The 22,764-nt window shown below is 48.2% G+C and carries 14 protein-coding genes; 5 read left to right on the plus strand and 9 right to left on the minus strand.

Translation table 11 applies throughout. From position 1 onward, the window contains the following. Positions 1–21: 21 nt before the first annotated feature. The 4 genes from KTH89_RS06130 to KTH89_RS06145 all read right to left on the minus strand — a co-directional run bounded on the left by KTH89_RS06130 (position 22) and on the right by KTH89_RS06145 (position 7,504). Entirely contained in the window at positions 22–3,432 is a 3,411-nt protein-coding gene (locus KTH89_RS06130) for an NACHT domain-containing protein (RefSeq protein WP_238721057.1), read from the minus strand. A 132-nt stretch (positions 3,433–3,564) separates the two neighbouring features. Then, the gene (gene rlmD, locus KTH89_RS06135; RefSeq protein ID WP_330656655.1) at positions 3,565–5,106 is read right to left on the minus strand and encodes a 23S rRNA (uracil(1939)-C(5))-methyltransferase RlmD; all 1,542 of its coding nucleotides are present in this window, start codon (positions 5,104–5,106) and stop codon (positions 3,565–3,567) included. An 88-nt stretch (positions 5,107–5,194) separates the two neighbouring features. Then, positions 5,195–6,139 carry a 3'-5' exoribonuclease YhaM family protein gene (locus KTH89_RS06140; protein ID WP_238721058.1) on the minus strand — a complete coding sequence of 315 codons (945 nt, stop codon included), beginning with the start codon at positions 6,137–6,139 and terminating at the stop codon, positions 5,195–5,197. Positions 6,140–6,214: 75 nt separating this feature from the next. Next, entirely contained in the window at positions 6,215–7,504 is a 1,290-nt protein-coding gene (locus KTH89_RS06145; RefSeq protein ID WP_158341935.1) for a S1C family serine protease, read from the minus strand. A gap of 191 nt (positions 7,505–7,695) precedes the next feature. Here KTH89_RS06145 and KTH89_RS06150 point away from each other — a divergent pair, with 191 nt between their 5' ends. Genes KTH89_RS06150 through KTH89_RS06160 form a run of 3 tightly spaced genes read left to right on the plus strand, consistent with a single transcriptional unit; the run spans position 7,696 to position 12,226 of the window. Then, positions 7,696–10,071 (plus strand): endonuclease MutS2, encoded by a 2,376-nt coding sequence (locus KTH89_RS06150; protein ID WP_238721059.1) that lies wholly within the window; start codon positions 7,696–7,698, stop codon positions 10,069–10,071. Between the two features lie 29 nt (positions 10,072–10,100). Further along, positions 10,101–10,802: a response regulator transcription factor gene (locus KTH89_RS06155; protein ID WP_158341939.1), complete on the plus strand. Its 702-nt coding sequence runs from the start codon at positions 10,101–10,103 to the stop codon at positions 10,800–10,802. Continuing rightward, entirely contained in the window at positions 10,799–12,226 is a 1,428-nt protein-coding gene (locus tag KTH89_RS06160) for a HAMP domain-containing sensor histidine kinase (RefSeq protein ID WP_158341941.1), read from the plus strand. The genes KTH89_RS06155 and KTH89_RS06160 overlap by 4 nt, the downstream gene beginning before the upstream one ends. 222 nt (positions 12,227–12,448) lie before the next feature. Here KTH89_RS06160 and proC read toward each other — a convergent pair whose 3' ends face one another. The 5 genes from proC to ftsH form a co-directional block, all read right to left on the minus strand. Continuing rightward, complete coding sequence (gene proC, locus KTH89_RS06165) at positions 12,449–13,243, minus strand: pyrroline-5-carboxylate reductase (RefSeq protein ID WP_158341943.1); 795 nt, start codon at positions 13,241–13,243, stop codon at positions 12,449–12,451. A 38-nt stretch (positions 13,244–13,281) separates the two neighbouring features. After that, on the minus strand, positions 13,282–14,226 hold the full coding sequence (locus tag KTH89_RS06170; RefSeq protein ID WP_158341945.1) for an ROK family glucokinase: 945 nt from the start codon (positions 14,224–14,226) through the stop codon (positions 13,282–13,284). 34 nt (positions 14,227–14,260) lie between these two features. After that, entirely contained in the window at positions 14,261–15,193 is a 933-nt protein-coding gene (hprK, locus tag KTH89_RS06175; protein WP_158341947.1) for an HPr(Ser) kinase/phosphatase, read from the minus strand. Positions 15,194–15,259: 66 nt separating this feature from the next. Next, a complete protein-coding gene (uvrC, locus tag KTH89_RS06180; RefSeq protein ID WP_238721060.1) occupies positions 15,260–17,116 on the minus strand; it encodes an excinuclease ABC subunit UvrC in 1,857 nt (618 codons plus the stop codon). A 207-nt stretch (positions 17,117–17,323) separates the two neighbouring features. Beyond that, positions 17,324–19,345, minus strand: a complete 2,022-nt coding sequence (ftsH, locus tag KTH89_RS06185; RefSeq protein ID WP_158341952.1) for an ATP-dependent zinc metalloprotease FtsH — start codon at positions 19,343–19,345, stop codon at positions 17,324–17,326. Positions 19,346–19,580: 235 nt separating this feature from the next. Here ftsH and KTH89_RS06190 point away from each other — a divergent pair, with 235 nt between their 5' ends. Next, a complete protein-coding gene (locus KTH89_RS06190) occupies positions 19,581–20,441 on the plus strand; it encodes a nitroreductase family protein (protein WP_238721061.1) in 861 nt (286 codons plus the stop codon). 660 nt (positions 20,442–21,101) lie between these two features. Next, entirely contained in the window at positions 21,102–22,718 is a 1,617-nt protein-coding gene (locus KTH89_RS06195; protein ID WP_238721062.1) for a CTP synthase, read from the plus strand. Positions 22,719–22,764 lie beyond the last annotated feature (46 nt).

Here is a 22,764-nt window from a genome sequence, read left to right on the forward strand (position 1 = left end):
TTTTAGCATAGGATTATTTTTTTATAATATATCTTCCTCTCCAAGCATATCAAAATCATCTGCAACTCCATATTCCGCAAGCACATTCTTCAGGCACTCTATATCGGGAGTCAAAGAATCATCTGATTCATCTTCAACAATATTGGTATGTGGGCACACGGTGCACAATGGATTATTCTCATTATTCCGTCTACCATAACCACCCGCATTTTTAATCTCTTTTACAATCTTTCCATTTATAATTTCAAAATGCAAAGAAGTTTCATCTGCATAGCCTGTTTTCGGAATAAATCGTTCCGTAAAAGCAAAATACTTAACGGTATGTCCTTCTAAAAACTTATCAAAATAATCTTTACGAATAAATACTGTTCCCCCAATAGGGTCTCTATAGTACGAATTCTTATTGTTGTTACATATTATTATTTTTTCTTTATCCGAAGTTTCCCATGAAAAGTCTGAAACATTCAATCTAAGATTAAAAAAACTAATTATTTCTGATGGTGGTAAAACCAACGAGGTTCCCTCGAAAACTTCTGACTGATTATTGATATTCTTTACGTCCTTGCATAGCCAAGGTTTTAAGGAATTGTCTGAATATGATTTCAAGTCACCGACATATTCTTCTAGTTCAATAGTTAAATAGCGCGCACTCCCATCTTCATTTATAGTCTCATTTTCCGAAGTACAACACCACAGATCATATGTATCTTTCCATCTCGTGTCATATTTATTTTCCTCATGTAACGATACCCTGCAAGCCAACAGTATCCACTCTTGCTTTCTTAATTCTATTTTTTCGAGAAGATGTAACACATTTTTTCGTGTCAGTTCAACATTTCGCACCCAATGAATGTCACGTACTTCCGGAACTTCTAAGGAGTTTATTACATGATCTCCCAGTCTTTCTATAAAATCCTGATATGTTGGTATAGGTGCTGTAATAACAACATTTTCCCCATATTCTAAAGGATCATATACCTCATACCCAATACTATTTTGATTATTATTATAAGTTACAAATCTATTCGTATAGTAATTACACATCAAACTACCATAATATATACCTGTCGCAATATCTACACACTTCATATATAGAGAATGGCGGAAATCTTCTTCTCGCATATTTACCGTTTTTCTATCTGTCGAAACACTAAAATATTCAAACACATACCTAAAAACAGCTTCAAAACTTTCCATAAAGGAATTCATATCCATTGTTTCAATCTCTGCCATCGGTTTTATCTCAGGCATAATTCTATTTTCAAATGACATTAATCCACTGCATTCTCCTCCACAAACACAAGAATACTTTTCAGAAAGATAGTCGTTTACCTTTTTTATATTTTCTTTATCGTTTACCAGAAAGCGTGTGTACATATCTAGGTGATCTTTTCCCCAATATCTAAACGGCAAAAAATCTTTATTCATAAGATCAACCCTGAATAATATATCGTTTAAATAATCTGAAATAGCAGCTTCTTTACTATACGCAAAAAGATTCTTGCGATTCCACATAATATAGGAATATGGTTTTCCAAAATAGGTTGCTATTCTACGAATACTTTTTGCCGTTAAATCATCCTGTTGACTTATGATTCTATTAAAAAAGTTTATTATTCTCTCGTTATCTCTTCTTATTTGGCTCAGAACATAAATGGTAGCTTCTTGTATATAAAAATCAAATATTCTATCATATTCAAAAATAACTCTGTCAACGTATTCCTCATTCTTTGAAACAACTTCATATAACAATTTCATTGCCAAACATCTGATATCTTTATTAGGTGCCGCACAACAGAGCAGCGCAAAATAAAACGCCTCCTCGTCTCTTCTGTCAGTTCTATCATTTAATGTTGTAAAGTACAATACATTCTTTAATCTATTCTTTATACGGCTTTGGAAATGATAGCCTGCCAATGCGTTCGATAAATCATATAACCTCTCACGACTTGCACAATAATAATCAAATAGGTAATTGCTACAATTAAATGGTTTGTCGGTATATCCTCCCACAGCCTGTAGTAAATCACTGTGATCAATAGGTTGAAATAACTCCTGAAAAGTTGCAATCTCTTCTTGCTTAAAATGGATTTTAACCAACGTATTAAAATCAAAACCTTCCATTAAATTTGTATCTATCAATAAATCCTTTATTTTTGTATAGTTAGGAGACATATTATCAAATATCGCTATAATCAAGGCTTCTTCAAGATTATACAAATCTTCCACTTTTGATTTAATAATACCAATCTGTTCTTTGTAGTCTCTCCCACTAATATCTTGAAATAAGGAACGAGCAATTAAAAAATCTGTCAAAGAATCAATGGCAAAGTAATAATACATTTCGTTATTACTTTCATATCCAGCCATGAATCCCATCTGTAACATAACAGGAAGAAAATTTTTTCCTGTTTTTATTGCTAAAAATAAATTCTTTTCATCAATACGTTTTTCTCCATTTTCATACATCCACTGAGAAATGTTTTTCATATCTTTCCAAATGTCTATGCCTTGACAATTCAAATGCCCTTTAAATACCTTCCTTATCGTTCTTTTTATATATTGCTCCAAGATAAAAGTGACAGAAGCTATTCCGTTTTCAGTTTCTACAACAACTTTGTCTGATGATAATACGTCACATAACATACTTAATAATAACGCATTATTTGAATACAAAATATCTTCATACATATACACATCTGGTACAGATAATTTAAGTATTTCGCTCAATGCTGATTCAAATGATACGCCGGGAAACTTATACTCATATTCTGCTATTTGTTGATATTTTTCTAGAATCTCATTATCCATTGAATTCGTTCTATATGTTATTACAATTCGTATTTGAGGATACTTTTTAAGTTTCATTAAAACATCCAACAAATTATTCTGTCCTTCCACCGACATTTCATTAATCGCATCTACAACGAAAACAAATCCATTATTACTTGCTTTTATTATTTCTTCAACGTTGATGTTATTTGTGTTTTTTTCAAACTTTCCGTATATACATAAATGTTCAATATGTTTTTGTTCTAATTGTTCTTCAAAGCATTTTATAAAATAACTCTTACCAATACCACCCTCTCCTAAAATCAAACAAAAACTATGCAGTTTTATATATGTTTCTATTTCATATAAACTTAATCCATACCATGATTCTTTTATATCATGAATATCTGAAATTCTCTTTGCTATTTCATCTACAAAAGATGATTTTTTTGTGAGAAAAGCATTGTATGTTGTCAACAATATTTCTAGTGCTGACACCTCTTGTGCTACTTCTTTATCTTCCTGAAATTTCCTTACTTTCGGAAGTTTCCCCAAAAGGTAATCCATAAATTCCGGCGATTCCCATTCCATAACATACGCATGATCACTAATGACTTGCATTCTATCTTTTTGATTTTTATTTAACACCTTATATTCCATAGGAGCCTCCTTCCCTCAATAAAATATTGTATTTACTCCTACACCATTCTAAAATGTTTCAACGCATCCTCAATCGCCTTTTCCTTCTCCTCTGGACCTTTCGGCTGTCTTGCATTATTTGATTTAGGAAGATTATAATTCTCCCTCTTCTCTAAACCCATGCTTGTCCTTCACCTGAGCGATATACAAGCTACTTACCTTCAACCCACTATGCTCCAACACATAATCCTTGATTTCCTCATAAGTCGCTTTACTCTCCGCCGCAGTCAAATCAAGCTCATCCATTTTCAATTCCACTTCAATATGCTTGCTCGATTTAAGTTTGGAAAGTAACACAATTGTTTCCACATGCACCGTAAACGGAAACATATCACACCCCTGCACCTTCTCCACCCGGTACCCCCGCTCCCCCATATACTTCACATCCCTGGCAAGCGTAGCCGAATCACAGCTCACATACACCACCCGTCCCACCTTCATCCGGGCAATCGTATCCAGCACCGCCTGATCGCACCCTTTCCTGGGCGGGTCCACGACCACGACATCCGCGGTCCCCCCATTCCTCTCATAATACGCCGGCAGCACCTCTTCCGCCTTTCCCACGAAAAATTCCGCGTTCTCTATCCCATTCAGCTTTGCATTCATCCTTGCATCCTCGATCGCCTCCGGCACGATCTCCACGCCATACACCTTCCCTGCCTTCTGCGCCAGGAACAGAGAGATCGTCCCGATCCCGCAATACAGATCCCACACCGTCTCCCCGCCGTCCAGCCCGGCGAACTCCAACGCCTTCTCATACAGTTTCCGCGTCTGGACCGGATTCACCTGGTAAAACGACAGCGGCGAAATCCGGAACTCCACATCCCCGATATAATCCGTAATATACGCAGTTCCCCACAGATATACCATTTCCGTCCCCAGGATCACATTCGTTCTCTTCCGGTTCACATTCAAAGAGATGCTGGTCATTCCCCCGATCTTCCTGAGCCTGTCCGCCAGCACGTCCCCATGCGGCAGGCTCTTTCCGTTTATGACAATACAGACCATAATCTCTCCCGTACGGAACCCATACCGGATCAGGACATGCCGCACCAGACCTGTCCCCTTTTCCTCCTCATAGGCCGGAATCCCATACTCCTTCATAAATTCTAAGATAACATCCAGAATCTCCTGGTTTTCCTCCACTCCCAAACGGCAGTCCCTGACCGGAACAATCGAATGCGTTCTCCCCGCATAGAAACCGGCCACCGGATTTCCCTCTTTATCCTTCCCGATCGGGAACTGCGCCTTATTCCGATACCGGAACGGCTCTTCCATCCCCATGATGGGCAGCATCGGCACCTCATTAAGCTTTCCGATCCGAAGCAGGTTATTGCGGATTTTATTTTCTTTAAACCTCAGTTGTTCCTCATAGCTCATAGCCTGCAGCTGGCATCCCCCGCAGGGCCCCGCCACCGCGCATTCCGGCGTTACTCGGAACGCGGAAGGCTCCAGCACCCGGACCAGCCGGCCGTATCCGTATGTCTTCTTAGCTTTTATCACTTTCACCTCTGCCAAATCACCGGTCAATGCGCCCTTTACGAACAGTGGGTACCCGTCCACCTTGCCGATTCCGTCTCCCTCTGTTGTCATATCTTCTATTCTGATCTGATAAATTTCATTTTTCTGCACCATACTGTCACCTCATACAAAAACGGAATGCTGCACCAACAACATCCCGTCTGTCTTTTCAAAGTCTGTCCACGTCTCTATCCCGGCATACCTATTTACTGGTTTTCCGGATATTTGATTCAAATAACCGGTTATACCCCAGCCAGTCGTCATTATTTCCCGCCGCCTTAAAGGCTTCTGTCATCGTCTGCAGCTTCGCATCCGTATTATCCGCGAAATTCAGCGCCACAGCCTCCACCAGAGCCGGTTTCTTCGGCGATCCGAATTCCAGCTCTCCATGATGCGCCAGAATGCAGTGTTTCAGCTCACTGGCCAGCTTCGGCGGGAATCCGCTGATCGTCCGGATTCTGGCTCCAACCGCTTCACAGCCCATTACGATGTGCCCCAGAAGCTGTCCGTCGTCCGTATAATCATTGGCCGGAAATGCCGCCAGCTCATCTAATTTACCGATATCATGGAAAATGGCCGCTGTGATTAACAGATCTTTATTCAGAACCGGATACGCCTTGCAGTAGTAATCACACAGCTTTACCACGCTCAGCGTATGTTCCAGCAGCCCCCCCACGAAACCGTGGTGTACGTTCTTTGCCGCAGAGTGGAATTTAAATCTGCCGGTAAACTCCTGATCCTCCACGAAAAAGCTGGCCGCCAGCCGTTTCAGATAAGGGTCCTTAAGCCCGCTGATAAAGCCCAGCAGCTCGCGGTACATTTCCTCAATATCCTTTTCGCTGACCGGCACATAGTCCTTCGGGTCATAACTGCCGTCCATGGCCTTCCTGGACCGCTTGATACTCAGCTGCAGCGCGCCCTGATAGCTCACCACATCGCCTGCGATCTCCACATAGTCCATCGCCTCAAAATCCCCGATTCCAGGAGAATTTGGCTCCCAAACCTTCGAATCGATCGTCCCTGTCTTATCCTGCAGAATTACATTCTCATAAGATTTCCCGTTTTTTGTCAATGCCGCCTGCTTGTACTTACAAAGATAGATCCCCGTGATTCTGTCTCCATCCCGCAGCGTCTCTATGTATCTCATGCTGTCTCCTTCCAAATATCGAAACCGGTATTTCATACTTTATCTTTTTTAATTCCTGCCGGAACTATGCGGAAGCTACTCCCGCACGCCCAGCGTGACCTGATAGGTCAGTTCTTTATATCCGTCTTTGCCCGGCCGCATGACCACAGCCGTCACCAGCTGGTTGGGAGAAAGATTCAGCAGTACATTCTGCACGTCCTTCATGTCCTTTACTTCTTCCGTTCCCAGCTTAACCAGAATATCCCCATTTTGAATTCCGACATTCATGGCAGGCGAATCCAGGGCCGTCTCGACAATATAGATCCCCTGCGGCATCCCGTTTTCCTCGGCCTTTTCGTCCGTTACCGGCGTTCCCTTAATTCCCATATACGCCAGGTCCAGTCCATTCGACAAGTGTTCAATCACACTTTTTAACTCCGACACCGAGTAAGCGGTCACCACATTTTCACTGGAATTGTCATTGCTCTCCTGCGTAATCACCCCGATGACATCGCCGTCCAGATTAATCAGAACACCGCTGCCATCCGCGTTACCCAGGATATCCGTTGTAAACATCGTGTAATTGGCATCCCAGGTGGCGATATGATTCCCCGCCGAAGTCACCATGCCGATGGACATGGAATCCGGATAGCCCAGCGGACTGCCGATGGCGATCACAGGCGTTCCCTTTCTCACCTGGAAGGAATTCCCCAGTACGGCCACTTCAACGGCGTTCCTGGTATCTTCTTCCAAAGTATCCATACGCACGCTTAGAATCGCAATCTCGGTATTATGATCGATCTTTTTGACCGTTGCCTCCACCTGCGTATCATTCGCAAAGGTAACCATAATCTGCTCGGCGCCTTCCAGAACCCGCTCATCCGTCAGAATCATATATTCAATTCCATTTTCCGCTACAATGACACCGGAACCCTTCCCCTGATTCGTATAGGGGACATTAAACCAGTCCACGTTGCTGCTTACAGCGGTTACGGTAACGAGAGCTTTGTCCAATCCCGCAGCCACCTCATAGAGCTTATTATAAAGTTTTCGGTAATCCTCCACCTCAATGCCTACGGTCTGCTGGATCACCGCCGGAGGATTCGAGGGCGCAGGTACGGGCGTGGGCGTTGCCTCAGGCTCCGGATTCTGTGCCGCCTCATCGTCCCGGGGGATGGTGACAGAGGGAATTTCTTCCTTCTCCCCGTATTTTTTCTCTGCAATGGGACTGGTAATGACGAACGTAAAAGAAGCCACAACCCCAAAAAGAACAGCCAGTACCACCGTACCAGCCACCTTTAGCAACAGCTTTTTCTTGTTGATTGGCTTCGCTTTAATTTTTTCCTTCATAAAAGAAAATTCTTCTTTATCTTTTTCCTCTGACATAAACCTTCTCCTTTAAGTACAGCGGAACCCCATAATATTTTAATTTTAGCAAAGACATATGAACAATCTATGAAGGTAATGTAAACATAAGAAAGTCTCGGAATTGAGCTTTTCATTTATCTTATTATATTGTAAAATGAAAAGATAGTAAACAACAATTTTCAGCATTGCCTGCAATACGGAGGATTAACATGAACGCGAAAGCTTTGCATACATTAGAATTCCACAAAATCATCGACCGGCTGACCGAACACGCCGCATCCCAGTCCGGTAAGGACCTGTGCCGTCATCTGACCCCATCTGACGACCTGTCTCTTATCCGGCTGCTCCAACAGCAGACGGCGGATGCCTTCAGCCGCATTCTGAAAAAGGGCAGCCCCTCCTTCGGCGGGACGAAGGATGTCCGCGGTTCCCTGAAAAGGCTGGAAATCGGCAGTTCCTTAAACGCCATCGAACTACTGGCCGTCTGCACTCTATTGGAGACCGCCGCCCGGGCGAAGTCCTACGGCCGTAAGGATAATGCCGATCTGACCCGCGACTCCCTGGACGACTATTTCGACGGTCTCATCCCCCTTTCCACGATTTCCGCGGAGATCCGCAGGTGTATCCTGTCCGAGGAGGAGATAAGCGATGAGGCCAGCAGTACGCTCCGCCAGATCCGCCGCAGTATCAAGCTGGCCAACGAGCGGATTCACACCCAGCTGAATTCCATGGTAAATGGTTCCGTGCGCACCTATCTGCAGGACGCGGTGATCACCATGCGGGACGGCCGTTACTGCCTTCCGGTAAAAGCGGAATACCGCAGCCAGGTGTCCGGTATGATCCACGACCAGTCCTCCAGCGGTTCCACCGTCTTTATCGAACCCATGGCCGTGGTGCGTCTGAACAATGATATCAAGGAGCTGTTATTAAAAGAACAGACTGAAATTGAAGTGATATTGGCGAATCTAAGTACCCTTGTCGCGGAAGAAACACAGGCGGTATGTAATGATTTCGAACTGCTGACGGAACTGGATTTTATCTTTGCCCGCGCCAAGCTGGCGCAGGACTATAACGGAACCGCCCCTGTGTTCAACACCCAGGGATATATCCATCTGCGCAAGGCCCGGCATCCGCTGCTGGATTCGAAGCAGGTGGTTCCCATCGATATTTACCTGGGCAAAGAATTCTCCCAGCTGATCGTCACCGGACCAAATACCGGCGGAAAAACGGTTTCCCTGAAGACCGTCGGGCTTCTGACCCTGATGGGGCAGGCCGGTCTTCATATTCCCACCCTCGACCGGTCGGAGCTGGCCCTGTTTCACCAGGTCTATGCGGACATCGGGGATGAACAGAGTATCGAGCAGTCTCTCAGTACCTTTTCTTCCCATATGACTAATATTGTGAAAATCCTGGAGGAGGTGGACGACCGCTCCCTGGTTCTGTTCGATGAGCTGGGCGCCGGAACCGATCCGACCGAGGGCGCGGCCCTTGCCATGTCGATCCTCTCCTGGCTGCATCAGAGGGACATCCGCACCATGGCGACCACCCATTACAGCGAGCTGAAAGTCTACGCGCTGTCTACCCAGGGCGTGGAAAATGCCTGCTGTGAATTTGATATCGCCACACTGCGTCCCACGTACCGGCTGCTGATCGGAATCCCGGGAAAGAGTAATGCCTTTGCGATTTCCTCCAAACTGGGGCTGCCGGATTATATCATCGACGACGCCAGAAGCCGGATCAGCGAGACGAAAGAAAATTTCGAAGATCTGATTACCGATCTGGAAAACAGTAAGGTTACCATTGAGAAAGAACAGGTGGAAATCACCCGTTACAAAGAAGAAATCGAGTCCCTAAAGACCCGGCTGGAACAAAAATACGACAAGCTGGACCAGCGCCGGGAGGATATCCTGCGGGAGGCCCATGAGAAGGCCCATGCCATCCTGCGGGAGGCCAAGGAAGTGGCCGACCAGACCATCTCCAATTTCAACAAATACGGGCAGGGCAGTATCTCCATGAAACAGATGGAACAGGAGCGCGCCAAACTGCGCGACCAGATGTCCGGTTTAGAGAAAAACATGACCATCCGGCCCAAGCAGAAATCCGGCAAAGCCAATAAGCCCGCCGATTTCAAAATCGGAGACACGGTCAAGGTCTTAAGCCTGAATCTGAAAGGAACCGTCAGCACGCTTCCCAACGCCAAGGGAGATCTGTACGTGCAGATGGGCATCCTCAGATCCCAGGTCAATATCAAGGATCTGGAACTGGTGGATGAGCCTGTCATCACAGGCCCCAACCTTCAAAAAACAGGCTCCGGGAAAATCAAGATGTCCAAATCCGCCACGGTAAGCCCAGAAATCAAGCTGCTGGGCATGACGGTAGATGAAGCGCTGGGCGCGCTGGACAAATACCTGGACGACGCTTATCTGGCCCATATCCCTCAGGTCCGCATCGTGCACGGCAAGGGGACGGGAGCCCTGCGAACCGCCGTTCATAACCATCTGAAACGGACCCGTTATGTAAAATCTTACCGGCTCGGAGCTTTCGGGGAAGGCGAATCCGGTGTGACAATCGTTGAGTTTAAGTAATAACCGCAAAGAATAGAGGAGGCATTCATATGGCTGCAAAACAAAAAATATTAATCGTAGATGATGATGTCAATATAGCGGAGCTCATCTCTCTTTATCTGACCAAAGAGTGTTTCGAAACCATGATGGTCCATGACGGCGAGGAAGCCCTGACTATTTTCGATACTTTTCGGCCGAATCTGATCCTGCTGGATCTGATGCTTCCCGGCATCGACGGCTATCAGGTCTGCCGGGAGATCCGGCACAAATCTTCCGTACCGATTATCATGCTCTCCGCCAAGGGCGAGATCTTCGATAAAGTCCTGGGACTGGAACTGGGCGCCGATGATTATATCATCAAACCTTTTGATTCCAAAGAATTAGTGGCCCGTGTCAAAGCGGTTCTGCGCCGGTTCCAACCGGAAAAACCGGCCGCTCCCACCCCGGACGCCAAATACGTGGAGTACCCGGACCTGATTATCAATCTGACCAATTATTCGGTTATCTACAACGGAGAACCTGTGGATATGCCGCCCAAGGAACTGGAGCTGCTGTATTTTCTGGCCTCCTCTCCGAATCAGGTCTTCACCCGGGAACAGCTGCTGGATCATATTTGGGGATATGAATACATCGGAGATACCAGAACGGTCGACGTACATATCAAACGTCTCCGTGAGAAGATCAAAGACCACGAGGCCTGGAGTCTGTCCACCGTATGGGGGATCGGTTATAAATTCGAGGTGAAGCAATGAAGCTCTATGCCAAATTTATTATCGCATATGTGATTTTTGGCTTTCTGAGTTTTTTCCTTATCGCCACGCTGACTTCGTCCCTGACCCTGAAGCAGCTGGAAGAGGAAAAAGCCGATAATTTGTACCGGGAAGCCATTTTCGTCGCTTCCACCTATGCCAAGAACTATTACACGGAGGCCCTGTCCCTGGAGGAACTGCAGACGCAGTTGAAAGCGGTAGACACCTATGTGTCCGCTCCGGTCTGGATCATCGACACGGACGGCACGATTTTGCTGAACTCCCGGGAAAAGGTAAATCTGGAGAATCCGAAGGTGCTCACAGACTTCGATCCCACATTTACCGGCAATCAATATTATTGCATCAGTAATTTTTATGACTGTTATCAGGAGGAAGTTTTAAGCGTCATCTCCCCGATCACGCTGAATCTCAAAACCCGGGGCTATGTGCTGATTCACTATCCGGTCAGCGCCATCAGTCAGGAGAGGGACCGGCTGCTGAACGTTTCCTATATCACTCTGATCGGTATTTTCCTCCTGTCCCTGCTGATTCTGGCTGCGTTTACATTCCTGGTGTCCAAACCGCTGAAGCGGATCACCTTCGCCGCCAACCAGTATGCGGCCGGGAATCTGAAATACGAGCTGCCCGTGACCACCGACGACGAGATGGGCCGTCTCTCGGCCACATTGAATTATATGTCCACCGAACTGTCTAAGATGGAGGAATATCAGAAAAAATTCGTGTCCAATATCTCCCACGACTTCCGTTCGCCCCTGACCTCCATCAAGGGATATGTGGAAGCGATCTTAGACGGCACCATTCCTCCGGAGATGCAGGAAAAATATTTGAATATCGTCCTCTTCGAAACGGAGCGTCTGAATAAGCTGACCAGCGGCCTGCTGACCCTGAACGATTTCGACCGCAGAGGGACGCTGCTGGACATCACGGATTTTGATATCAACAGTATTATCAAGAAGACAGCCGCCACCTTTGAGGGCACCTGCACTTCCAAGCGTATATCCATTGAACTGATTTTTTCCGCAAAGGTTCTCTACGTTTCGGCCGATATGGGGAAAATACAGCAGGTCCTTTATAATCTGATCGACAATGCGATCAAATTCAGCAATCCGGATTCGGTCATCTATGTGGAGACTACCGAAAAGCATGAAAAGGTCTTCGTCTCCGTAAAGGACGCCGGGATCGGGATTCCGAAGGAGAGCTTGAAAAAAATCTGGGAACGCTTTTATAAGACGGATCTTTCCAGAGGAAAAGATAAGAAGGGGACCGGCCTGGGACTCTCCATCACAAAAGAGATCATACAGGCTCACAAAGAAAATATCAACGTAATCAGCACGGAGGGCGTGGGGACAGAATTTATATTCTCATTGCCAAGATCAAAGAATATAAAATCTTCCGACATTGAGTAAAACTCCGTTTTATCTGCATAATTTTATACAGACGGCGGGCCCCTGCTTACATAACGGTATATGCCCCCTGTTCTGACGGAATAAATAAGGAGGAAACTGATTGCTGCCTATGAATCAACAACGGCATGCATCCGGTTTCCTCCTTACATTTTCGTTTCTTACTTCTTACTTTTAACTTCCTATACTTTACTTCTTATACGTTACTTTCTTATCTCCCGCTTTTTACATTTCCCGCGCTTTTTTGGCGCAGGCTTTCATGGCTTCAAACAGGCTGCTGCGGAATCCTTTTTCCTCAAGAACCCGGACCGCTTCTATCGTGGTTCCGCCAGGCGAGCACACCATATCCTTCAGCTCACCGGGATGCTTTCCTGTCTCCAGCACCATTTTCGCGCTTCCAAGAACGGCCTGGGACGCGAAGCGGTAAGCCTGGGCTCTCGCCATGCCGTCCGCAACGGCAGCGTCCGCCATCGCCTCGATCATCATAAATACATAAGCCGGAGAACTTCCGCTGACAGACACCACCACGTCCATCAGGTGTTCCGGTATTACCTCTACTTCCCCGAAACCTCTGAGAATCGAGCACACATACTCCAATTCCTCCTCCGACACCTGAATATTGGCGCAGGCCGCGGTAATCCCCTCTCCCACTAAGGCGGGGGTATTGGGCATCGTCCGAACGATCTTCACCGGCTTTTCGAATTTCTGCCCCAGCCATTCCAGTGTTTTCCCCGGCGCTATGGTTATAACAATTTTGTTCTCATCCACAACGCTGCGGATCTGGGCTATCACGGCCTCATAGAACTGCGGTTTTACCGAGAGCACCAGCACCTCGGATTCCTCCGCCACCTTGCGGTTGTCCGTGGTTACCTGAATCCCCAGCGTCTCCGCTGCCTTATCCAGGGCTGCCTGATAGGAATCCGCGCCGATTATCTCCTCCGGCCTGAATATTCCGTTGCGGATCACTCCTCCCATAATGGCGGAGGCCATATTTCCACATCCGATAAATCCTAACTTCATTGCCATCATCTCCTGATTGATTTCCTGCTTTTCATCCTCTATCTGGACGCGTAGGCATCCAACGCCATTTTTGCCGCTCCGAAAATACCGGCGTCATTTCCTAATTCCGCCAAAGCAAAAGTCGCTTTGCGGCAGGAAGTAAACGCGTATATCTGAAAATTCTTTTCCACAAAGTCCAGCAGAACCGTTCCCGCTTTTGATACGCCGCCGCCGATTACAATCACTTCCGGGTCTGTCACAGCCGCGATCATAGCCAGAGCTTTGCCAAGATATTTTCCAAACCGCTCCGCGATCTCAATCGCCAGTGCGTCGTTTTCTTTCACCGCGTCAAACACAGCTTTCGCCGATACTTTTCTGTCCCGCAGCACAGAAGCCTCCTGGCTTTCCGCCAGGGCCTGCTCAGCCAGATAAGTGATTCCGGTCGCCGAGGCCACCTGCTCCAGACATCCATAGTTCCCACAATTGCAGGCCCTGGGGAAATCATCGATCAGATGCATATGCCCGATCTCACCGCCGGCCCCATGCGCTCCCGTAATGATCTTTCCATTGGTGATCAGTCCGCCGCCCACTCCGGTTCCCAGGGTGGCCAGGATCACATCTTTACATCCTTTCGCGCCGCCGACCCAGGCCTCCCCGAGAGCGGCCACGTTGGCGTCGTTGCTGACCTTCACCGGCAGCCCGGTTTCCTTTTGCATGGTACCCTGTACATCCATAAAGTCCCATCCGAGGTTCACCGCAGTTTCCACGGTTCCGTCCTCTTTTACAGGACCCGGAACGCCGACTCCGATGCCGGCTACATCTTCTTTTGAAAGGGATCTTTCGTTCATTTTGCTCAGAACGGCCCTTGCCGCATCAGGCAGGATATTTTTCCCTCCGTCCTCTTTCCGGGTGGGGATTTCCCACTTATCCAACACATCCCCCTGAAGGTCAAATAATCCCAGCTTAATTGTGGTGCCGCCTATATCTACTCCGAAACAAAACATCTCTTTTCTCCTTTTACCCTTGATCACTATTCTTTTATTTTTCGCTGTTCTTTGCCAGACTTTTCTGTACCCGCTTGTACAGCTCCTGTGCGGCATTATAGCCCATCTTTTTCTGACGGTGGTTTACTGCCGCAGATTCGACGATAATGGCCAGATTCCGGCCGGGCCGGATGGGCAGGGAATGACAGACCACTTTATTTCCCAGGAACTCCGTGTATTCCTCTTCCAGCCCCAGACGGTCATATTCTTTGTCCTTTTCCCACTCTTCCAATTTGATTACCAGGTCGATGGACTGGGTTTCCTTGACGCTCTCCACACCGAACAGGGTCTTCACATCGATAATGCCGATTCCCCGCAGTTCAATAAAATGCCTGGTAATGTCGGGAGCCGTGCCGATCAAAGTCTCATCGCTTACCTTCCGGATCTCCACCACATCGTCGGTCACCAGACGGTGGCCCCGCTTGATCAGTTCCAAAGCGGCCTCGCTTTTCCCGATCCCGCTTTCCCCCATGATCAGGACGCCTTCGCCATATACATCCACCAGCACGCCATGAATGGAAATCATGGGCGCCAGCTCTACATTCAGCCAGCGGATTACCTCTGCCATAAAGGATGAGGTGGATTTCTCCGTCATAAAAATGGGAATCCCCAGTTCATTTGCCGCATCCAGGATCTCCTGATCCGGCGGCAGCTCCCGGCAGAATACGACGCAGGGGATCTGGGCGGATAACAGTTTGCGGTATACCTCTTTCTTCCGCTCTGTCTCCAGAGACAGCAGATAGGTATATTCCACATATCCGATGATCTGTACCCGTTCGGAATCGAAATGGTCAAAATATCCGGTCAGCTGCAGGGCCGGACGGTTGATATCCGGCTGATGAACCTTTATTTCTGTCATATCGATATCCGGCGTCATATTTTTCAGGTTCATTTTTTCTACCAGTTTTGTAAGCTTTACACTGTGCATAGCAGACGCTCCTTTTTTATCAGTATTCACTACTATCTATCATTCTAGCATAGCAACTTTGGAACATCAATGAAAAAACTCGTACACTTTCCGGGCCGCCGCCTCATTCATGGACGGAACTTTTGCCAACTCCTCCGGTTCCGCGGTTTTGATCTCATCCAGAGACTGAAAATGCTTCATCAGGGCTTTCCTCCTGGCCGGCCCGATCCCCTCGATATCGTCCAGGATCGAATGCACCTGTCCCTTACTCCGCAGCATCCGGTGATATTCAATGGCAAACCGGTGCGCCTCGTCCTGAATCCTGGTGATCAGCCGGAAGCCCTCGGAGGAGCGGTCGATGGGTATTTCCACATTTTCATAGTATAACCCTCTGGTCCGGTGATTATCATCTTTTACCATGCCGCAGACGGGAATATGCAGATTCAGTTCTTCCAGCACCTGTTTCGCCACATTTACCTGGCCTTTACCGCCGTCCATCATGATCAGATCCGGGAATTTGGTAAAGCTCCCCAGTTCGCTGGCCAGGTTCTTCTCCTGCAGCTCCCGTTCCTCTTCCAGACCATGGGTAAAACGTCTGGTCAGCACCTCCGCCATGCTGGAATAGTCATCCGCGCCCTTCACCCACTTGATCTTGAATTTCCGGTAATCGCTGCGCTTGGGTTTGCCTTTTTCATAGACGATCATGGAACCTACGGAATCGTAACCGCTGATATTGGAAATATCGAAGGCCTCGATCCGAACCACGTCTTTGAGTCCCAACCAGCCGGCCACCTCTTTCTGGGCGCCGATGGTACGCCCTTCTTCCCGCTTGATCCGCTCCCGGTCCTGGCTCAGAACCAGCTGCGCGTTCTGGGCGGCCAGCTCCACCATCTTTTCCTTCGTCCCTTTTTTCGGTACGCGGATATGTACCCGCTGCCCCTTTTTAGCCGACAGCCATTCTTCAATTATGGCCGAGTCCTCGATCTCATCCTGGATCAACAATTCCTTTGGGATAAATGGGGTTCCGGCATAAAACTGTTTCAGGAAACTGCTGAGCACCTGCGCCCTTGTGTCGGAGACCGCCACCGTCAGATAAAAATGGTCTCTGCCGATCAACTTGCCTTCCCGGACAAAGAATACCTGGGCCACCGCATCCCGCTCGTCGGTTGCCAGAGCGATGATATCCTTTTCCTCCCCCACGCTGTTGGTGATTTTCTGTTTTTGGGCCACCTTTTTTACACTGGTTAAAAGTTCCCGGTATTCGATGGCCTGCTCAAACTCCATGGCCTCGGAGGCAGCCATCATCCGCTCCTCCAGCAGTTTTAAGACCGGCGCATAGTTCCCGTTCAGGAATTCGATCGCCTCGTCGATATTAGCGCGGTAGGCCTCTTTGCTGATATATTCCTGACAGGGGGCGTCGCACTGCTTGATATGGTAATAGAGACACGGCCGCTCCTTCCCGATATCCCGCGGAAGGCTCCGGTTACAGGTTCTGATCTTATAGATCTTGCGGATCAGTTCTATGGTATCCTTTACCGCCCCGGCGCTGCTGTAAGGGCCAAAATACTTATTTTTATCCTTCTTCATCCTTCTGGAGAACAGGATTCTGGGATAGTCTTCGTGTACCGTCACTTTGATAAAAGGATAGGTTTTGTCGTCCTTCAGCATCGTATTATATTTCGGGCGGTGTTCCTTGATCAGATTACACTCCAGAACCAGGGCCTCCAGTTCGGAATCCGTGACGATATATTCGAACCGGGCGATATGGGTGACCATCTGCTCGATCTTCACGCCCTTATTCCGGCTGCTTTGAAAATACTGGCGCACCCGGTTTTTCAGGCTGATCGCTTTCCCCACATAGATGATCTCGTCCCGATCGTCATGCATAATATATACCCCGGGCTTTCCCGGCAGTTTTTTTAATTCCTCCTCGATATCAAACATCTACCATCACCTCCATATATAATACATAAACGGCAGCTTCCTTTCCGCCGCTGTGCGATCCTCCCGGAAGTCTTTTTCATTCTGCAGGAGCACCTTCCTATGGAAAGAAAAAGTGCCCTAGATTATTATTCTAAGGCACTTTCTTCATATTGACAATAGGTAATTTCGAACATCTTTTCGAAACACAGCCTATTCCTGATTCTATATTTAAACCAGCTGATCCGTTTCCGAATCCTGCCCCATCGCTTCCGGGCTTTGCGCTTCGTTTACTCCGCCGTCCGAAGGCTGTGAGGATACGGTTCCCAGCTCAATTACGCGGGCCGGCTCCGCCTGGCGGTCCATGATCCGTTTTTCGGCGGTATCCTTTTCATCGGGTTCCGGCAGGCCTTTGACTTCCCGGAAAATCTTCATAAATTCTTTTCCGGTAATCGTCTCTTTCTCGATCAGGAACGCGGCAATCTTATCCAGAACCTCCCGGTTCTCGGCCAGCAGCTTCCGGGCTTCCTCATAGGAATCCTTCAACATCTGCATTACTTCTTTGTCAATCTCCGCCGCGGTAGCATCCCCGCAGTTGAGCACGGTCCGTCCGTCCAGATATTGGTTCTCGATGGATTCCAATCCCATCAGGCCGAATTTTTTGGACATTCCGTACTGGGTCACCATAGCCCGGGCCACACGGGTGGCTTTCTCGATATCGTTGCTTGCTCCTGTGGTTACCGTGTCAAATACGATCTCCTCCGCTGCGCGGCCGGCCAGAAGGCCCACCAGCATCGCACGGAGCTCTTTCTCCGTATTCAGGAATTTCTCTTCCTCCGGCACCTGCATGACATATCCCAAAGCTCCCATCGTTCTGGGAACAATGGTAATCTTCTGAACAGGTTCCGCGTCTTTTTGCAGCGCGCTGACCAGCGCGTGGCCAACCTCATGGTAGGATACGATCCGGCGCTCTTCCCGGCTCATGATCCGGTCTTTCTTCTCTTTTCCGACAAGAACCAGTTCCACCGCCTCGAAGATATCCGACTGGGATACGACCTGTCTGCCGTGCTTGACCGCATTGATCGCCGCCTCGTTGATCATGTTGGCCAGATCCGAACCCACGGCCCCGGACGTGGCCAGCGCGATGGCTTCCAGATCTACGGAGTCATCCAGCAGCACGTCCTTGGAATGCACCTTCAAAATATCGATCCGGCCTTTCAGATCCGGCTTATCCACGATAATCCGCCGGTCAAACCGGCCGGGACGCAGCAGCGCCGGGTCCAGAACTTCCGGTCTGTTGGTGGCCGCCAGTATAAGAAGACCTTTGGATGTGTCAAACCCATCCATCTCCGCCAGCAGCTGGTTCAACGTCTGCTCCCGCTCATCGTTTCCGCCGCCGTACCGGCTGTCACGGCTCTTACCGATCGCATCGATCTCATCGATAAATATAATACAGGGCGCAGATTTTTTGGCTTCTTCAAACAGGTCACGGACCCTGGAAGCTCCTACGCCTACGAACATTTCCACAAAATCGGACCCCGACAGGGAGAAGAAGGGCACATGCGCCTCTCCGGCTACCGCCTTGGCTAACAGTGTCTTACCGGTTCCGGGAGGCCCAACCAGCAGCGCTCCTTTTGGAAGCTTCGCGCCGATCTTCGTATAACGGCCCGGATTGTGCAGGAAGTCCACAACCTCCTGTAAGGATTCCTTGGCCTCATCCTCTCCGGCCACATCCCGGAACGTGACGCCGGTCTCCTTCTGTACATAGACCTTGGCCTTGCTCTTGCCAACGCCCATCATGCCGCCGCCCTTGGACATCCGGCGCATGATGAAGCTCATACCGATCCACAGCAGAGCCAGCGGAATCGCGAAACTTAAGATCGTATAGATGACGGAAGATACCACGTCCGGCGCTTCCGCCGAATATTCCACTCCTGCGTCTTCCAGTCTGTCCACTAATTTTTCATCCGGCATTCGGTTTGTCTGATAAGTAATTTCAAAGAGCGGGTTCGGCTGGTTTTTCGGGACAATCGTGATCAGATCCGACTGTACCGTCACCTTTGCAACCTGGCCCTCATCCAGCATTGATAAAAACTGATTATAAGGGATTTCCTTCGCACTGCTGCCGCTAAATAAATTACTGAAAACGCTCATCAACAGAAGCGCTACCAATACACAAACTAAAACCATTACCAGAGTCTGCTTATTCTTTGGTTCTTTCCCATTCTGGTTTTGATTGTTGTTATTCTCCATCTTTTTCCTCCTCGTAATGAACACCTCTTATTATATGGTTAGTTCCTTTATAAATCAATAGATAGCTTGTGAAATTTCCGTGTGTTTTCTAAAGTTTTTATAAACTGTACCTTTCCAAAGCCCTGTTTGGCGCAAAACCGGAAATAGGTCGACATTCTTCTCCGATTAGGCTAAAATAGAAAACAGAAAGAAAAGCGCATCCCTATTATTTTGCGCAGAGAAAAGGAGGTTTATCATGAATTATTATGATCTGATCGAAAGAAGAATGTCTATCCGGGAATTCCGCGAAAAAGCTGTCCCCGCCCATATCTTAGAAGAGATACAGACTCACTATGTGGGCTGCTCCGGATTAATCCCGGATATCGGCACCTCTCTTAAGATTCTGGAAGGTGAAGCAATCAGCAGGTTGGAAGGTATTGCCGGCTATCAGAAGCTTCTGATTCCCGCGCCCTATTACCTGGTTCTTCTCTCCGAGCCCAAAGAGTACTATGTGGAAAATGCCGGTTACATAGGCGAGGAACTGGATCTGAAGATTACAAGCTTAGGCCTGGACAGCTGCTGGGTAACCGTTCTGGATAAGGAAGCTGCCAAAGCTGCCCTGCAGATCCCTTCCGGCATGGAAATAGCCGCGCTGATTGGTTTCGGTTACGGGAAGCAGGAGAAAAAACTGCTCCGGCTGGATATCAAAACCCAATCCGATGTCAATGCCAATGTTCGGGAAGGACACGTCGCTCCTAAAATCAATGTCTCCGAACTTGTATACAAAGAAACCTGGGGATGCAAATTCCCCGTCGAAGAACTCATGAACAATGATTTTCTGATCCGCGCCCTCTATGCCACGAGTCTTGCTCCTTCCTTTTTGAATTTACAGCCTTACCGTCTGATCTTAAACGGGAACCAGATCACCCTCGCGGTCAATAAGGATGGCATGACTAACGCAAACGATGAGAAGTTAAACATCGGGATTGCTCTGCTGCATTTTACGCAGGTATTTCTGCAGGGGATTTCCTGGAATTTCCATTGGGTGATGGGCAGCCCGGATCAGGAACTGAACCTGCCGGAGGACTGGTACGCGGCTGCGCACTGCCAGGTCTGAGGTACCGCTTATGCCGTTGGACTGGGGGCGGGCCTGAGGGGAACCGGGAATCGGGGAAACGGCCGGACCGGGGAACCGGTGCAGGCTGGGAAATGCATCGGCCAAACATAAGAATATCCAGCTCCGAAGGGGGCAGAACCTTTTATTCGCAGGTCCGGACCAAACTCGCCAAAATACGGCTCAAACAGTGGTCCGGACCTGCAAGGTTCTGCTCCCTTCTGCGCAGGATATTCTAATGTTTGACCTCAAGCATTTCCCAGCCTGCACCGGTTCCCCGGTCCGGCCGCTTCCCCGATTCCCGGCTCCCCTCAGGCCCTGCTTTGGTGATGGCGTAGGCGGGATGGACGGTGTTTGAGTAATTTGGATAGTTTTGGGAGGGGATGGAGCGGGGTTTTTATGGATATTTACTATTTTTTGTTTTTTTTCGGTTCTTGTGAAAAAAAATCTGGATTTTATGGAATCATAGTTGTATAATGTAGCAGAATTCAATATGGCTGTGCGGTGGTCGGTGAACTGCTGCGCGGACGGCTCAAAGCGGAGTTGGTGTTATGTTACATGCCCTGACTGACGCTTTTTTTGTTTTATTTAGTTTTTACATTATTCAATTTCATTTTTATTACTTTACGGTTTGTTATAAGCATATGGAGGAGGATGCAGATTATGCCGGTAAAATATGTATTTGTAACTGGAGGAGTGGTGTCGGGCCTGGGTAAAGGAATTACTGCGGCTTCGCTGGGCAGGCTGCTGAAGGCCCGGGGGTATAAGGTGACTATGCAGAAATTCGATCCTTATATTAATATTGATCCCGGAACGATGAATCCGATTCAGCATGGTGAGGTTTTTGTGACGGATGACGGGGCGGAGACGGATCTGGATCTGGGGCATTATGAACGGTTTATTGATGAGAGCCTGGATAAGAATTCGAATGTGACAACCGGAAAGATTTATTGGACGGTTCTTCATAAGGAGAGGCGCGGGGATTTTGGGGGAGGTACCGTGCAGGTGATTCCTCATATTACCAATGAGATTAAGAGCCGTTTTTACCGGAATGATTCGGACGCGGAGATGAGGATCGCGATTATCGAAGTCGGCGGCACGGTGGGGGATATTGAAGGGCAGCCGTTTCTGGAGGCGATCCGGCAGTTCCAGCACGATGTGGGCCGGGAAAACGCGATTTTGATTCATGTGACATTGATTCCTTATTTAAAGGCTTCCGGGGAGCTGAAGACGAAACCTACCCAGGCCAGCGTGAAGGAGCTGCAGGGGATGGGTATCCGGCCGGATATTATCGTCTGCCGCTCGGAGTATCCCCTGGATCAGAATATTAAGAATAAGATCGCGCTTTTTTGTAATGTTCCAAGTGAGCATGTGCTCCAGAATCTGGATGTGGATTATCTGTATGAGGCTCCATTGGCTATGGAAAAGGAAAAGTTGGCTCAGGTTGTCTGCGAAAGCTTGCAGCTGCCGTGTCCGGAACCGGATCTGGAGGACTGGCGGAGTATGGTGCGGGCGCTTCGTAATCCCACGAAGATTGTTACTGTGGCTTTGGTAGGTAAATATATTCAGCTGCATGACGCTTATATTAGTGTGGCGGAGGCTTTAAAGCACGGTGGAATTGCCAATTCCGCCACCGTGAATATCAAGTGGGTGGATTCGGAGCTTTTGGATGATAGTAATCTGGATGAAATGCTGGGGGATGTACAGGGGATTTTGGTTCCCGGCGGCTTTGGGGACCGGGGGATTGAAGGGAAGATTTTAACAGTCCGTTATGCCCGCACTAAGGGGATTCCTTTTCTTGGACTATGCCTGGGTATGCAGCTGGCCATCGTGGAGTTTGCACGTAATGTGGTCGGTTATCCCGACGCCCACAGTATCGAGCTGAATCCGGAGACCGGGCATCCGGTTATCGCTCTGATGCCGGATCAAAACGGGGTGACGGATATCGGCGGTACACTCCGTCTTGGTTCCTATCCCTGTGTCCTGGATGAAAATTCTATCGCTTATGAGTTATATAATGCCAAGACGATCTATGAACGCCACAGACACCGCTATGAAGTGAACAATGATTATCGCGGCGTGCTGCAGCAAAATGGTTTGAAGCTCTCCGGTCTTTCTCCCGACGGCCATATCGTGGAGATGATCGAACTTCCCGGCCATCCCTGGTTCGTAGCGACGCAGGCCCACCCTGAACTAAAGTCCCGGCCTAACCGGCCTCATCCTCTGTTCCGCGGTTTTATTCAGGCGGCGGTAAAATATGCTTCCGACGCCGATTTTTAGAGCGCCGATTACTCACTCGTACCGGAATAGGAAAATATTGAGTCCA

Origin of the sequence: Diplocloster agilis, assembly GCF_019042275.1 — a bacterium.
GTDB classification, from domain to species: Bacteria; Bacillota; Clostridia; order Lachnospirales; family Lachnospiraceae; genus Diplocloster; species Diplocloster agilis.